This window comes from Pragia fontium, assembly GCF_900638655.1.
Classification (GTDB): domain Bacteria; phylum Pseudomonadota; class Gammaproteobacteria; order Enterobacterales; family Enterobacteriaceae; genus Pragia; species Pragia fontium.
Genome location: NZ_LR134531.1, coordinates 100,005 through 115,120 on the forward strand (window position 1 = coordinate 100,005; position 15,116 = coordinate 115,120).

Annotated in this window: 9 protein-coding genes; 4 read left to right on the forward strand and 5 right to left on the reverse strand. The window is 44.5% G+C overall.

Going from position 1 to position 15,116, the window contains the following annotated elements; translation table 11 throughout:
- Positions 1-45 precede the first annotated feature (45 nt).
- Complete coding sequence (ligB, locus tag EL341_RS00410) at positions 46-1,764, forward strand: NAD-dependent DNA ligase LigB (RefSeq protein ID WP_074823784.1); 1,719 nt, start codon at positions 46-48, stop codon at positions 1,762-1,764.
- Between the two features lie 15 nt (positions 1,765-1,779).
- On the opposite strand, the gene EL341_RS00415 is transcribed toward ligB, so the two are convergent.
- Entirely contained in the window at positions 1,780-2,289 is a 510-nt protein-coding gene (locus tag EL341_RS00415) for a GNAT family N-acetyltransferase (protein WP_197723512.1), read from the reverse strand.
- Between the two features lie 516 nt (positions 2,290-2,805).
- On the opposite strand from EL341_RS00415, the gene EL341_RS17530 reads away from it, so the two are divergent.
- On the forward strand, positions 2,806-5,352 hold the full coding sequence (locus EL341_RS17530) for an autotransporter outer membrane beta-barrel domain-containing protein (protein ID WP_074823787.1): 2,547 nt from the start codon (positions 2,806-2,808) through the stop codon (positions 5,350-5,352).
- A 477-nt stretch (positions 5,353-5,829) separates the two neighbouring features.
- Here the strand turns inward: EL341_RS17530 and ampC are convergent, their stop codons facing one another.
- Positions 5,830-6,987, reverse strand: a complete 1,158-nt coding sequence (ampC, locus tag EL341_RS00425) for a class C beta-lactamase (RefSeq protein ID WP_047779550.1) — start codon at positions 6,985-6,987, stop codon at positions 5,830-5,832.
- 240 nt (positions 6,988-7,227) lie between these two features.
- Here ampC and EL341_RS00430 point away from each other — a divergent pair, with 240 nt between their 5' ends.
- Positions 7,228-8,115 (forward strand): LysR family transcriptional regulator, encoded by an 888-nt coding sequence (locus tag EL341_RS00430; protein WP_074823951.1) that lies wholly within the window; start codon positions 7,228-7,230, stop codon positions 8,113-8,115.
- Positions 8,116-8,203: 88 nt separating this feature from the next.
- Here the strand turns inward: EL341_RS00430 and acrD are convergent, their stop codons facing one another.
- The 3 genes from acrD to EL341_RS00445 all read right to left on the reverse strand — a co-directional run bounded on the left by acrD (position 8,204) and on the right by EL341_RS00445 (position 12,968).
- On the reverse strand, positions 8,204-11,323 hold the full coding sequence (acrD, locus tag EL341_RS00435) for a multidrug efflux RND transporter permease AcrD (protein WP_126466741.1): 3,120 nt from the start codon (positions 11,321-11,323) through the stop codon (positions 8,204-8,206).
- A gap of 202 nt (positions 11,324-11,525) precedes the next feature.
- Entirely contained in the window at positions 11,526-12,074 is a 549-nt protein-coding gene (locus EL341_RS00440; RefSeq protein WP_074823793.1) for a YbhB/YbcL family Raf kinase inhibitor-like protein, read from the reverse strand.
- Positions 12,075-12,179: 105 nt separating this feature from the next.
- Positions 12,180-12,968 (reverse strand): helix-turn-helix transcriptional regulator, encoded by a 789-nt coding sequence (locus EL341_RS00445; protein ID WP_074823796.1) that lies wholly within the window; start codon positions 12,966-12,968, stop codon positions 12,180-12,182.
- A gap of 1,006 nt (positions 12,969-13,974) precedes the next feature.
- Here EL341_RS00445 and EL341_RS00450 point away from each other — a divergent pair.
- Entirely contained in the window at positions 13,975-14,352 is a 378-nt protein-coding gene (locus EL341_RS00450) for a BON domain-containing protein (RefSeq protein ID WP_053007470.1), read from the forward strand.
- Positions 14,353-15,116 lie beyond the last annotated feature (764 nt).

The following is a 15,116-nucleotide window of genomic DNA, read 5'->3' on the forward strand; positions in this document are numbered from 1 at the left end:
GAAATTCGGCTTGAAATAGCGATTCTTTGTCAGGAGATGATCATCATGTTGCTATTTATCAAACTGTTAATTGGTTGGTTGTTGCTCTATTTGAGCGGGGGAACGGCCTGGGCACAAGGGGTGGCGGATTGCCCGGTCTGGAATAAAACTCAAGCGGTACGTGAGATCGGTGCATTGGATGCTCAGCTTGCCCGTTGGGATGAAGCGTATTATTTCCGCGGTGTGTCGCAAATTGATGATGGCATTTACGATAGCTTGCTTCAACAGCGGCAGAACTGGTATGCCTGCTTTGCCGAGTTTGTGGTCGATATGATTCCGGTTAAAAAAGATATTCCCCTGCTTCCGTTGCTTCATCCGGTGATGCATACCGGATTGATTAAGCTGGCGGACATTCAGTCGGTTATGCGTTGGATGGCGCAACGGCAGGACTTATGGATACAGCCCAAAATTGATGGTGTTGCGGCTACGCTGGTGTATCAACAGGGGCATCTGGTGTCGGCAATGAGTCGAGGCGATGGTGTAAAAGGTGAAGACTGGACAGCCCATGCCTTGAAGATTAAGGGGATACCGCAGCGGCTACCAACCGAACGCCAGCGTTTGGTGGTGCAAGGGGAGCTGTTCTGGCGTTTGGATGGACATGTTCAACGGAGGGATGGTGGTCAGAATGCCCGGTCTAAGGTGGCCGGTGCCATGATGAGTAAAACGCTGTCGCCACAAGCTATTGAGCATATTGAGTTTTGGGTCTGGGATTGGCCTGATGGCCCGGAAGATATGCCTTCACGTTTGAATGAGCTAAATCAGATGGGCTTTCGGTATGGAACAGATAATACGCATTCTGTGGATTCATTTGAGAAAGCGCAGCACTGGTATCAGCATTGGTTTGATACGGCGCTGCCCTTTGCCCGAGACGGTGTGGTTATCCGTCAGGGAAACAGACCATTAGGCATTAATTGGATCGCGAAACCCCCAACATGGGCGGCCGCATGGAAATATCCAGCGGAAAACGTTATTGCTGAGGTTCAATCGATTAGCTTTAATGTGGGAAGAACCGGTCGTATTTCGACGATAGTCAACGTTAAGCCGATTAAGTTGGATGATAAGTGGATTCGTAAGATATCCATTGGCTCATCCGCGCGTTGGAAAACGTTGGACATTCGCCCCGGCGATCGCGTTGTATTGACGCTGGCTGGGCAGGGAATCCCGCATATTACTCAGGTAGCTTGGCGTTTGGCTGAGCGAGCAGTGGTGAATGTACCCGATGAAACACAATATCACCCACTAAGTTGCTGGACGTTAACCCGCGACTGCGAACAGCAGTTTATCTCCCGGCTGGTCTGGCTCAGCGGTAAGCAGGGATTACATCTGAAAGGGCTTAGCTATAAAACATGGCAACAGTTGGTCGCTTTAGGCTGGGTGAAGGATATGACTTCTTGGCTTTCCCTGTCGGAAGCAGAGCTTATTGCAATGACTGGGGTAGGCAAAAAGGTAGGTAAACAAATGCCTCAGCAATTTATGCAATATATCAATGCAGCCCGGCAACGTGACGCCGCACAATGGTTAAGAGGATTAGGGCTGAATTTCATCTCAACGGAAAAGATTCGTCATATTGGTTGGCATCAGTTAACCAATATGAGCATAGCGGACTGGCAAAAAGAGCCTGAAATTGGTGCGAAGGGCGCCCAACAGGCATATGAATTTATACGGCATCCACAGGTTCAGACTGCGGTTGAACACTTAAAAGCCGCAGGCATTCAAGGATTCTAAACCCCCATTGTGCGTTTAGACTGTCATTTCCTGATACATATAACAGGCACCTTCACCATAGGCGGCGAGTTTTTCGGTCAGTTGTGGCGTATTGTCGACGGCAATATAGCCTTGATTAAGCCAGTAATGCGTGGCCTGAGCCAGTGAAACTAAGCTACTGTGTCGAAAGCCTTGCTCAATGGCACTGTTGCGGGCTGTGATAAACAGTGCTTTGCCAACGCCTAATCCCTGTGTGCTGGGTGAAATGGCACAATCGTGAACAAACCAGCTATCCGCGTGTTCCGGTAGGGTAGCTAATACCTCTCCCAGCGCCGGTGGAAAAGTACGGATCCACGGATAGGAAATGAGATACCCCAGCAATTGATTCTTTTCTGTTGTGGCGACCCAGCAGGTATTGGCCGACAGTTGTAGGCGGTTTTCATAGAATGCTTGGCTTTCTAACAGGTCAGAATGGTAAACCGAAGCCTGAATATCAAAGATGGCGTCTAAATCAGCCAGTTTCATCGGACGGATGTGGTACTGCATGGGTAAGCCTTTGGTTATTTTTTATCGCGTTCGTCAATAATTGACCCAGTATAAGATGATCTCATTATTTTACTACCGTATTAACAATGGATTTATCCTTATTAAAAATATGGTTATTTGACGTTATTGAAAGAGCGTTATTGTGCTTACTGATATGGCTGGCGCTAAAACTGAGATATTGGTCAATGGCATTTTCTTCATAAAATCAATCTTATATTTTTAATTTATTTACCTTCCTTAATTTTCTTTTTATTTTACGTGCTAAATTTTAAAATGTTGCCTTGTTTTTTCTGATATTTAATTTGAATTAAATTAAATATAAATATGTTTGTTTTTTATTGAATTTTTATTCGTTTGTTTTTTTTGATTTAATTATCCATTTTTTTAAATCAGTTGCTTTTTCTTTGCTTTGTTTGGTGATCGTGTGTTTTTTTGGTATGATCAAATGAGTTTTTGTTGGAATTTATATTGACGAAGTAATGGACTTTGTATTAAATCTAAGGAAAGTTAAGTAAAATGAAACGGATAAAGAAAACCAATCTAAAGAAAAGCTATGTGTGTTTAGCCGTTGTTGCAGCTCTTGGGCTAACACTATCCTCACCGCTATCCTACGCCAGAGATATCACCGTAACAACCGATCTTTCTGATAAAACATATTCCGTTGCCAAGAGTGATATCGTTAATGTGAATGCCGGTGGTGTTATTGGCAATGGTAGCAATAGTGCGGTATTTATTAATGGCGGACAATTAAATATCAATAAGCAAGGTGAAATACGTGGGATGGTTACCATGTATCGGAAAGGTATTCCGGCGGCGCTGAATATTAATGAGGGGGTAGTAAAAGGGAGTATTTATATTCATGAGGAAGATATAGCTCTTGCCCCAATAAAACACCTTACAATAAATAAATCGACAATTATCGATAATTCTGGTCAGCTTATTACGGTAAGGCGCGGCTATCTTAATATTAGCGGCTCTGAGATTATTAATGAGCAGGTTGGCGGTTTGGGTATCGAACTTCAAGGTAATTGGCCTGCCAGCGTTGGGGCAGGGATTATGAACCATATTACTGACTCAAAAGTATCAGTGAAAGGCAATACCGCTATTTTTAATGGTTACAATAATTTATCCATTAGCGGCACTGAAATTAACGTATCTGGCAGTGGTCAGTTTGCCATAGGTCTATCTGCAGGAGCTGGTATAGCAGAAGTGGATGCCAATACATTCTTGAACAAGAGCAAGATAAATTCAGACGGCATTGGAGCCAGGTTTGCTGGTGGTAAGGCTTATATTTCGGGATCGGAAATTAATGCTAAGGGTGATTCCGGTATTACTACGGTTGGCGGGAGCCTCAAGCTTAGTGAAAAATCGGTGGTTAATGCTAACAGTGATGCCATAGGTTTATATGTTAGTTATATCGATAATAATATTATTATCGATAATTCAACGATCAATGCTGAAAATAATGCCTCTATTGTTGTTGCCAAAGATGCCGTGGCGGATATCCAATTACAGAACGATGCTAGCCTGACTAGTGGAACCAATACCATTCTGAACGTGATGGATAATGCTACGGTGAATTTTGGCGTAGATAATAGCGCTATTTCTGGTGGTATTGCTGCAACAGAGAACGCATCTTTAAACGTTACTTTGCAGAATAATTCCTCATTTAGTGGTCATACGGAAAATGTGAAAAGCATCACTATCGATGAACAAAGCCGCTGGAGTGTAGAGAAAGATTCCTCTGCCAGCAATGTGAACAATAATGGTCAGATCGTTTTCTCCTCCTTAACCAGTACTCAACGCTCGTTGCCATTCTCTCGTTTAGACATGGAAAATTTATCCGGTAACGGTAGTTTTGCGATGAGAGTCGAAGGCGCTAGCGGTGACTTTCTGAATGTCACGGAAACCACTCAAGGCAAACATACCGTTTACCTATCGGGTAGCGGTTCGGAAGGAAGTGATGGATATCATCTTATTCATGCCAAAGGTGGCGTAGCAGATTCATTTGCTCTGTCTAACGGTGTGGTAGAGCTGGGAACCTATCAATATAGCCTTAAACAATCAAACGACGATTGGTATCTGACGTTAGGTAATGATCCAAAACCGGATCCAACGCCGGATCCCACTGAGCCTAATTCAAAACCTCGCACCAGTACCTCAACAGATGCGGTGTTAAGTATGGCGGCAGCGAATCAGTTTATTTTTGACGGTGAAATGCAGGGCTTGGGCAAAGGCGGACTGAATACCCATAAGGGTAACAACGGTAATGTGTGGGGACGCTATCTCACCAATAATACCCGGATCCATACCTCCGGCAATGCGGCGTTTAAATTGCAGCAGGATGGTCTTCAGATTGGTGGAGATAAAACCTTTGAGCTTTCTTCCGGTGCATTGTTAGCCGGGGTCTTTACCTCTTATACGGATAACACCGTTAAGCATGCTCGTGGTGGCCGCAGTAATATCGATAGCTATGCTTTAGGCGTCTATTTAACCTACTTTGACAATATCGGTTATTACATTGATAGCGTGATTAAAGGCAACCGCTTTAATAATGACATGAAGGCTCGGATGGTTAACGGTGACTATGCCACCGCTGACTATCACCAAAATGCCATTGGTGGCGCACTGGAAGCGGGATACCATTATGATATTACCGACGCCTGGTTTACTGAACCGTATGTGCGCGGCAGCTACTTTACCGCTGAAAGCAAAGATATTGAGCTTAACAATGGCATGAAAGCGAATACCGGGAATAACCGTTCCGCTCGCGGAGAACTGGGGGCGATCGTTGGTACTAAATTCTCTCTGCAAAACGGCAGCGAAATCAGGCCTTATGCCCGACTGGCGATTGAGCGTGAATTTATTAAACATAATACGGTGACTATTAATGACACCAATGATTTCAACAATAACCTATCCGGAAATAGCGGAAAATATGGGGCAGGCGTTGATATCAATATTAACGATAATACCTCGGTTTACGCTGAAGCCAATTATCGCCAAGGTGGGCATGTAGAATCGCCAATTATGGGAAATGTTGGTTTCCGCATCGCCTTCTGATTTAAACACACTCCATGTTGTATGCCACTCCTTTATGGAGTGGCACCTGTCTGAATAATTCATTGATATTAATGACTGTTATGGTCATTGAGATTACAAAAAGGTTCTCCCTGTCTTTCATCCGATCGGTTAAGAAAATGTGAGGTATTTATCTTTGGTCCTTTCTATTGAGCGCTGGAATTCAGCCGACAACAGAGAGAGGGAGCACGACCATCAGGGATAATGGGCGAGGCGCTGCTTTGCCGGGAGCATATCAGCGCCGGTGCGTTAACCCGAGCGAAGGCGGAGGGGAGCCGCCGATAGGCGGCCTGAATTAGGGGGCGAAGGCGAGGGAGTGCAGAGGGCGTTCGCCCAACGCCCTTTGCTCGGCCACGTGCTCCTTCGTTGATTTATTCTCTACACTGATAGTGGACGAAACTTTCGCTGTTATTAAACTTAACTGAACAGCATCCCCCCATCTCGCGCTTTAACCCCAATTTATTTATCGACTACCGGTTTATCCAGCACCTGCATAATTTTGTAGGCAGTTTCGATCCGCTCATCATTCGGGAACCATTTATTGGCTAAGATAATAATGGCGATTTTATGGGAAGGCACAAACACCGCATAGGTAGAGAAACCGCCGGTGGATCCGGTTTTGTTATACCAAGCGTCTGACATGGCCGCTTGAGGTGGTGTTATTGTTGTGGCTTTGCTGCCGTTCATGATCATTCCGGCATCATTGCCAGACAGTAATTCTTCTAACTTAGGTGGATAAGCATAGCTTTCCCACATGAGATTTTGAGTAAATGGACCCGCTTTATAATAGCCAATATGGGTATCATTAATTGCTTGTTGCCACTTTTCATCGACCTGAGCCACCTGCATATTGGCATCCAGATAGTGAATCAGATCGACAGTGCTTGATTTGATTCCATAAGATTCAGCATCAAGGGGGCCGGGCGTTACTCTGACCGGTTGGTCCTGCTTATTGTAGCCTTGAGCGTAGTCTGCCATTTGGCTGGATGGAACCTTGATATAGGTGTGTTTCATCTCTAATGCCGACAGCATTTTCGTTTCCATGGCATCAGCGAAAGATTGATGATAGCTATTGGCGGTAATCATGCCCAGCATCCCAATACCCAGATTTGAATAGACCCGATAAGAACCCACCTCATGTTCAGGTTTCCAATGCTGATAGTAATCCATCAACTGTGCGTTATTGGTGACTTCATCCGGAACGAATAAGGGAAGACCAGAAGTATGGGTAGCCAGATTTAACAGGCTAACGTTATCAAACGATGTGTTTTTTAAGGTTGGCAAATAGTGGCTGGCGGAGTCGGAGAATGACAGCTTACCTTCGTTCTGCGCATAGGAAGCCAGCGTAGCGGTAAAGGTTTTACTTAATGAGCCAATTTCAAATAGGGTGGTATTGGTTATCGGCTGCTGAGTTTGTTTTGACGCTACACCATAATTATAAAATTGATGTTCACCATCAACGGATATGGCAATAGCCATACCGGGAATCGAATATTTCTGTATTAATGGCTGAACAATATTATCGATCTCTGATTTATCTGCGGCATAGCCAACAGGCGTGATTAACGCGCTGAGTAGGGGAAGTAACAGGGCGTTGAAAAAAGGTGTTTTTATCATAGTAACAATCTCATCGTATTAACGTCGGTTGCGGATCGAAAGAAAAGAGAAATGGATATGCTGCAAGGATTTCTTATGCATTATCGCCATGGCTCATATAATATTAGCCTATATATTTCTCTATAATTCCAATATCCCGCCAGGGATGGTTGAGCAGGTAGATGAATATCCATTTTTATTGGTGTTTTGACAAACGATAATAATTTCAATCAGCATAAAGAAAAACTTATGGCTATCCCGATGCGTAACTGGCTTCCCTTTAATGCACTCCGTGCTTTTGAATCCTCAGCTCGTCACCTTAATTTTACCCGTGCCGGGCAGGAGCTGAATGTAACCCAGGCGGCCGTTAGCCAGCAGGTAAGAATGCTGGAGGAGCGTTTGGGTATTGTGTTGTTTAAGCGTTTACCTCGTGGGCTCGATCTGACGGAGGAGGGGCGGGCACTATTCCCAGTATTAACCTCGGCTTTTGACAGCATAGAATCGGTCTTGCAGAAATTTGAGGATGGTCACTTTCATGAAGTTTTAACGATTGCGGTGGTAGGAACATTCGCCGTCGGCTGGCTGATTCCTCGGTTGGCATCATTTAGAAAGGCATATCCTTTTATCGATCTTAGACTTTTAACTAACAATAATGTGGTTAATCTATCGGCAGAAGGCATGGATTTTGCTATTCGCTTTGGCGAGGGGCTGTGGCCGTCAACGCATAATGTGAAGCTGTTTACCGCGCCGTTAACGGTATTATGTCCGCCGGATGTGGCGGAATCGCTGAATTCTCCTGAAGATCTGAAAAACCATATGTTGATGCGTTCCTATCGTCAGGATGAATGGGAACACTGGTTTCAGGCGGCTCAGGTTATTCCCTGGCGAATTAACGGCCCAATATTCGATTCTTCACGCTTGATGGTTGAAAGCGCTATTCAGTGTGGTGGCGTTGCGCTGGCTCCCGCCAGTATGTTTACGCGTGAACTGCGGGAAAAAAAACTGGTTCGCCCATTTGATGCAGAAGTCGATATGGGGGCTTATTGGTTAACCTGTCTAAAATCGCGCACCATGACGTCGACCATGAAGATCTTTGAACAGTGGATTTTGCAAGAAATAGCCAACTCGGCGCAGGAACATAGCGCTTAAGTTAGCGCCAGAACTGCAATAACCCATCTATTATTGTTCAGATTGGGGGATGACAGTTCTGTTTATCGCTTGATTATGGCTTCCTCTGTTATTCAACAGATTGATGTGACTTGCCGGGAAATCTTTTGCGTACCAGCACAAAGAATACCGGTACAAAGAAGATTGCCAGGAAGGTTGCCGTCATCATTCCGCCGAGCACCCCGGTACCTACCGCGTGCTGGCTGCTGGAACCGGCACCATTGCTGATAGCCATCGGCAACACGCCAAAGATAAAGGCCAGTGACGTCATTAAGATTGGGCGTAGACGATAGCGGCAGGCTTCAAGCGTCGCAGAGATTAAATCCTTACCGTTACGGTGCAGGTCATTGGCAAATTCGACGATCAAGATGGCGTTTTTGGCCGACAGACCGATGATGGTTAACATCCCCACCTGAAAATAAACGTCATTTTCCAGTCCGCGCATCCAAGTGGCACAGATCGCTCCCAGCACACCTAATGGAACCACTAACATCACGGAGAAGGGAATCGACCAGCTTTCATACAGAGCCGCCAGACAGAGGAAGACCACCAGTAGCGAAACGGCATACAGCGCAGGAGCCTGTGAGCCGGAGAGTTTTTCCTGAAAAGACATCCCGGTCCATTCTTGCCCAATTCCTTCAGGAAGCTGGGCAACCAGTTTTTCCATGGTGTCCATGGCGGCACCGGTACTGACGCCGGGTGCTGCTTCACCGACAATTTCCAACGATGCATTGCCATTATAGCGCTCTAAACGCGGTGAACCGGATGTCCACACGGTAGAAGCGAATGCTGAAAACGGCACCATATCGCCGTTTTTATTGGTGACGTACCAACGGTTAATATCATCTGGTTGCATCCGATAAGGCGCATCACTCTGAACATAGACCTTTTTTACTCGCCCGCGATCGATAAAGTCATTCACATAGGTAGAGCCCCATGCGGTTCTTAAGGTGCTATTAATATCATCAATTTTTACCCCCAACGCCTGCGCTTTACGCTGGTCGGTATTTACCTGTAGCTGTGGAGTGTCATCCAGACCATTATGGCGAACTCGGGTTAGGGATGATTCCTTACTGGCCATTTGTAGTAAGCTATCTCGCGCTTTAAGCAATGCCTCATGGCCGAGGCCAGCATGATCCTGCAATTGCATGTTAAACCCGGCAGAACTGCCCAGTCCGGAAATCGCCGGTGGACTGCTGGCAAATACTCTGGCTTCAGTAATGTTGCTAAACGCTTGAGTAGCGCGTTCAATAATGGCGAATGAGCTATCTTCGGCGGCTGTACGTGCTTTCCAGTCTTGTAGACGAACGAACATTCTTGCGACGTTTTGACCATTACCTCCGGGGCCTGCCCCAACGATTGAAAACACCGAACGGACATTCTTCTTTTCCGCTTCCATAAGGTATTTTTCAACTTTCTCCACGACCTTCAGAGTTTGCTGTTGGGTTGAACCGACCGGTAACTGGATTTGGGTCATAAAGACGCCGCGATCTTCCAGCGGTAGAAAGGACGTTGGCAATTTCATAAATAGCCATGCCATCCCGCCAATAATCAGAATATAAACCAGCAGAGTGCGGCTACTACGGTGGATAATTTTCGCGACGCCCTGTTCATAGCGGTGGGCACTTCGCTCAAAGGTACGGTTAAACCAGCCAAAGAAACCCTTTCTGGTATGTAGCTGGCCCTGTGGAATGGGTTTTAGCATGGTGGCGCATAGCGCAGGCGTCAGAATCAGCGCGACCAATACTGACAGAACCATGGCGGAAACAATGGTAATGGAAAACTGGCGATAAATGGCGCCGGTGGTGCCACCGAGAAATGCCATGGGAATAAATACCGCGCAGAGTACCAGCGCGATACCCACCAGTGCACTTTGGATTTGCCCCATAGATTTGCGGGTCGCTTCTCGCGGCGATAGCCCTTCGATGGCCATCACTCGCTCCACGTTTTCGACCACTACGATGGCATCATCAACCAGTAGCCCGATAGCCAGCACAATGGCAAACATGGTGAGGGTGTTAACGCTGAATCCGCAGGCGTATAGGATGGCAAAGGTGCCGAGTAATACCACAGGAACGGCAATGGTTGGGATTAACGTAGCCCGGAAGTTTTGCAGGAACAGATACATCACCAGAAACACTAATAAAATGGCTTCAAACAGTGTTTTGACCACATCGTTTATCGATGCCTGAACAAAGGGGGTGGTTTCATAGGCATATTCGGCTTTTAACCCATGAGGGAAATAGGGTGCCAGCTCTGCTAATTTAGCTTTAACTAACTTATCCGTTTCTAATTCGTTGGCACCGGAAGCCAATTTAATACCCATACCGGAAGCTGGCATGCCGTTATAGCGGCTAAGGTAATCATACTTTTCTGCACCCAATTCGACGGTGGCAACATCGCCCAATGTGACCACTGAACCATCCTGATTAACGCGTAACGTGATATCACGGAACTGCTGCGGGGTTTGCAGCTGTGCCTGAGCATTCATGGTGGCATTGAGGGTTTGGCCTTCTACCGATGGTGTTCCGCCCACCTGACCAACGGCGATTTGTTTATTCTGGGATGAAATCGCCTCGACGACATTCTGCGTGGTCAGACGATAGTTGATCAGTTTGTTTGGATCGAGCCAGATACGCATCGCATATTGCGAGCCATAGGCATCAACGCTACCGACACCGTTAATTCGACTGAGGGGATCTTGCAGGTTACTGGCGACATAGTCGGAAATATCCTGACGATCCATACTGTGGTCGGTTGAAACGAAAGCCACGGTCATCAGACTGCTGTCGCCGGATTTAGAGACCGTGACGCCCTGCTGTTGAACATCCTGAGGTAGCTTTCGAGTGGCGCTTTGTAGCTTGTTCTGTACCTGCTGCATGGCTTCGTTGGGGTCGGTACCCGCCTGAAACGTTAAGGTAACAGAGGCACTGCCAGTACTGCTGCTTTGCGAGGACATATACAGCAAATTATCCAGCCCGGTCATACTCTGTTCAATAATCTGAGTCACCGAGTTTTCCAGGGTTTGTGCTGACGCGCCGGGGTAGTTGGCAGAAATTCTAACGGTGGGCGGGGCAAGATTAGGGTATTGCTCCACCGGTAATGCATTAAGGGCAAGAAGTCCTGACAGGCTGATAATAATGGCAATAACCCAAGCGAAAATCGGGCGATCGATGAAAAAATTAGCCATGGACGGTGAACCTCATAATATCTTCGTTGTTATTTTTATAGACTGACGATATCGCAAAATGGCGATAATACTAACGTATTCTAACGGGTCTGTAGGAGGGAAACGTGGAGAAAAAATGAAGTTACTGTAAAGAAATGTGGATAGCAGGAAAGAAGCCCCCCTTTCACCGGGCAGGTTCTCTCCTGAATGTGTTAAAACGCGCTTAACGCTGGTAGTAAGCAGTGATGGACGTTTTTGCTAATAGGTTCTGATGAATCATATAACCAACCATGGCTGAGGATGAATTTCCATCCAATGGAATGTGGTCAGTACTGAGCGCATATACCGTAAAGATATAGGGATGTGGTTTATCACCTTCTGGCGGACAGGGCCCGCCATAATTGGTCTGGCCAAAGTCGTTACTCGCCTGAATCGCACCCGATGGTAATGTTTGATTCGATGCCGAAATACCTCTTATTAACTGGTTAGTTTGGGCTGGAATATTGAAGACCATCCAGTGCCACCATCCGCTGCCAGTTGGTGCAGCAGGGTCATAAACGGAAACTGCAAAACTTTTTGTTCCGGCCGGTGGATTTTCCCAGTTTAACTCTGGGGAAAGATTACCGCCGTGACAGCCAAAATCCCCATAGACTTGCTCATTGTGCAAGGTTTGTCCTGATTTAAACTGCGGGCTGGTGACGGCGAATTCCGCTGCATTGACGTTGAAGACGGACAAAACCAGTAAGAGGGCTGTGGTGGTGATGCTTTTCATTGTGAACTTCCTTATATCGACCATAATGGCCACTATCATGCCGTAATCCATGGCGAGTTTTCGCGCCCGTAACGTTCAGATTATGCTCTGATACGTTTAATTTTATTATCGAGTTTTACGCAGCTCGCTTGGGGTGGTACCAAACTGTTTTTCAAAGCGAGAGGCAAATTTGGAAGGCGAGCTATAGCCAATATTCAGCGCAATTTGTTGAATATTATCGGCGCTGGTCATCAGTAAATGAGCGGCATAGCTCATACGCATATCGTGCAATATCTGGGTAAAACTGGTGTGTTCCTTATGTAACTTTCTTCTTAGTGTTGATTCACTCATATTCAAATTTTTTGCTAACTGCTCAAGTTGCCATGAATGGCCAAGATCCGCCTGTATCAACGTTCTGATGGTATTCGCCAGACTGTTTTCCGGGTGGGTATACAGAGTCTGACCGACGTGTTCAAAAGCCATAGTGAGTAATACTTGTTGCCAGGCGTGTTCAGCTCTGGTCATGGCAAGTTCTGATATCTCAGCGGTTTTAATCAGATGAATGAAATTCTCCAACTGTTGGCTAAGGGTGTCTGAGGGACTAAATACCGGATGTTGCTGATGATGGGAGGGAAGCTGGCTGCCGTACTGTTGCAGAAAGCGAATTGTCCAGGCTTCAGGGACGACGATGCAATGGGCAGAATACGGGCCTTGAGCCAACGGCATGTTTTCTACGCCAAATTGATACGGGGCGGGTAGCACCAGACATTCCCCCTGATGGCACCGGTAGTCGCTGTTTTCGGTGATTATCCGTTTTTGTCCACGCTGTACCCAAACTAAAAGGGGAGATGAGACGAGTAGTTGGCGCAGAACCTGTGGTTTTCTTGCTTGATAGAGAGAATAGATATTATTCATAAATTTCAGCCCAATATAATAGGGGACTTACTTTTATTGATGAAGTCCGTGATAGCATTCCTGCACAGAGGCTAGCATGGATTAAGAAAGCGTACTTCTTACTTTTCAGTCGGGAAGTCTCTGAACGTGTTGGTCGGTCAGTTATCGTGTTCTGATGAACCGTTTGTTGCTGTGCAGTGATGTTGTGTTACGGACTTGGGATAGGTATCTGTCGGGAAATAATCTGGGGAAAGTTGCGAGAATTTCAATATGAAAAACTGCATTTCTATTTTTTGAATAACGTTAAGGTTTACATCAGTGAGATGGTTATAAACGCTTCTGTTTTGCGATGATTCTGGCGATGGAACATCTATAACAATAGTGATTCAGAATAAAAAACGTATTAAAAAATAAGATGTTATTGAGATTGTCGTCTTTAACTTCAGTGATGATTTAATGACCTAATGGATTTATTGGTTGAAAAAGTCACCATGATATAAAACAGGGTGAACGAAGAAAATTAATTTTAAATACATTGTGAGTAGAGTTGATTGAATTTTTAATAAAATAAAAAACTCATTTTTTATTTTGATGGCTACATATTTGAATTTATTTTAATTGTTAATTTGTCCATAATTTATCTTTTGTTTTAAATTTACTTCATGATTTGTTTTGATGTATTTTTAGTTATTTAATTGCAATATTAACCCGTTTCATTTTATTTTTATGATCCAATTAAGATTAGATGTGTTATTCAATTCCTGTTCTGCTATTTGAATGAAATATTATTATACTAACCGTTTCTGATTGATTTAATTTGAATCAATACTGTCATATTAGTGTGGGGTTTTAGACCGAAAAAATGTTATTTTTTATTGATTATCAGTTTGTTGGGTTTTGATTTTGTGCTGTTTCATCGGTTTTTTTGCGGTGTTCTATAATTATCAATGTGAGGTGAGGTTATTGCCGGTCACGAAAATAATGTACTTTTAATCAGATAATTAATGCACAAATAAGGAAAGAATCAATGAAAAGCACTACGTTAAGCAAAGCGATGATGGTAGCGGTTTTAGGTTCTGTTCTGGTAGGTGGTAGCGTATTCGCTCAGGAAACGATAATGGACAAAGCCAAGGCGACCGCTGATGAGGCCGGAACTAAAATCGATTCCTCAATGAAAAAAGTTGATAACTACATGGATGACAGCGGCATAACGGCGAAGATCAAGACTAAGTTGTTGGAGGCCAAAGACATCAAGAGTACCGGTGTTTCGGTGAAAACTACGGATGGGGTGGTTTACCTGACGGGTCATGTTGCCAGCCAAGCTGAGTCTGAACACATTGTTAAGGTTGTTGGCGCGGTAGAAGGCGTTAAAAGTGTCAAAAATGACTTAGTGGTTAAGCCTTAATTGATAAATTGACGGATAAATAATGGACTATTTATCCTATTAAACCTACTCTGTCTCCCTTGATTGACGGAATATCATCAATTAGTTTAAGTTTTCTAGGGAGGTGCCCGCTATGTTCTGTTGGGCATCTTCTTTCTGGGTGTTACTGTGATGATTGTGCTGTATTAGGTTTTGATAGCCTGATAAGCATAGCTACGGTAACAACAGGCATATAGATAGTTTTTATCAGATTATCTTGTTTATTATCAGTTTTTTTACCGGAAAAAAAACGGTTTCAGAGGCAATGTTTGTTTTATTATTCTGATTGATTAAGATAAAAAGCCGATAGAGATGCGGGCTTTTTGTAAGGTATTATTTAATTAAATAAGATATAACCCATAAAATAATAAGTTGAGCTTGTTAATTGGTACGATAATGTTATTTAATTCACTATAGTGGTGACTGTTAGGAGTTTATTTTCTACCGATGACAGTTAGGGAAAAACATATTCATCATGTAGAAGAGAGGGACGGGATGAAGTTTAATTTTAAATACGGTTTTTTTTTGCTCTGATTTTACCCCTGATAACATCGGCTACCGATAGTGAACTATCGGAGAAAGATATTATTGGTGTCAGAGTTCAGGAAAGAAATGCAACGCCAAGAAAAAATGAACGCCCCGTTTCTCAACACTCTTTTGAACAGAAACAATCGGTTATAAGTGAAAAAAATAAAAAGCCGTTAAAAGCTATTCAGAAAACTGCGTCATCAGACGTTGATAAAATT

Coding starts and splice junctions, on each gene's coding strand:
- EL341_RS00445 (WP_074823796.1), bottom strand. CDS start 12,968: ATGAATAATATCTATTCTCTCTATCAAGCAAGAAAACCACAGGTTCTG.
- ampC (WP_047779550.1), bottom strand. CDS start 6,987: ATGATAAAAACACCTTTTTTCAACGCCCTGTTACTTCCCCTACTCAGC.
- ligB (WP_074823784.1), top strand. CDS start 46: ATGTTGCTATTTATCAAACTGTTAATTGGTTGGTTGTTGCTCTATTTG.
- EL341_RS00415 (WP_197723512.1), bottom strand. CDS start 2,289: ATGCAGTACCACATCCGTCCGATGAAACTGGCTGATTTAGACGCCATC.
- EL341_RS17530 (WP_074823787.1), top strand. CDS start 2,806: ATGAAACGGATAAAGAAAACCAATCTAAAGAAAAGCTATGTGTGTTTA.
- acrD (WP_126466741.1), bottom strand. CDS start 11,323: ATGGCTAATTTTTTCATCGATCGCCCGATTTTCGCTTGGGTTATTGCC.
- EL341_RS00450 (WP_053007470.1), top strand. CDS start 13,975: ATGAAAAGCACTACGTTAAGCAAAGCGATGATGGTAGCGGTTTTAGGT.
- EL341_RS00430 (WP_074823951.1), top strand. CDS start 7,228: ATGCGTAACTGGCTTCCCTTTAATGCACTCCGTGCTTTTGAATCCTCA.
- EL341_RS00440 (WP_074823793.1), bottom strand. CDS start 12,074: ATGAAAAGCATCACCACCACAGCCCTCTTACTGGTTTTGTCCGTCTTC.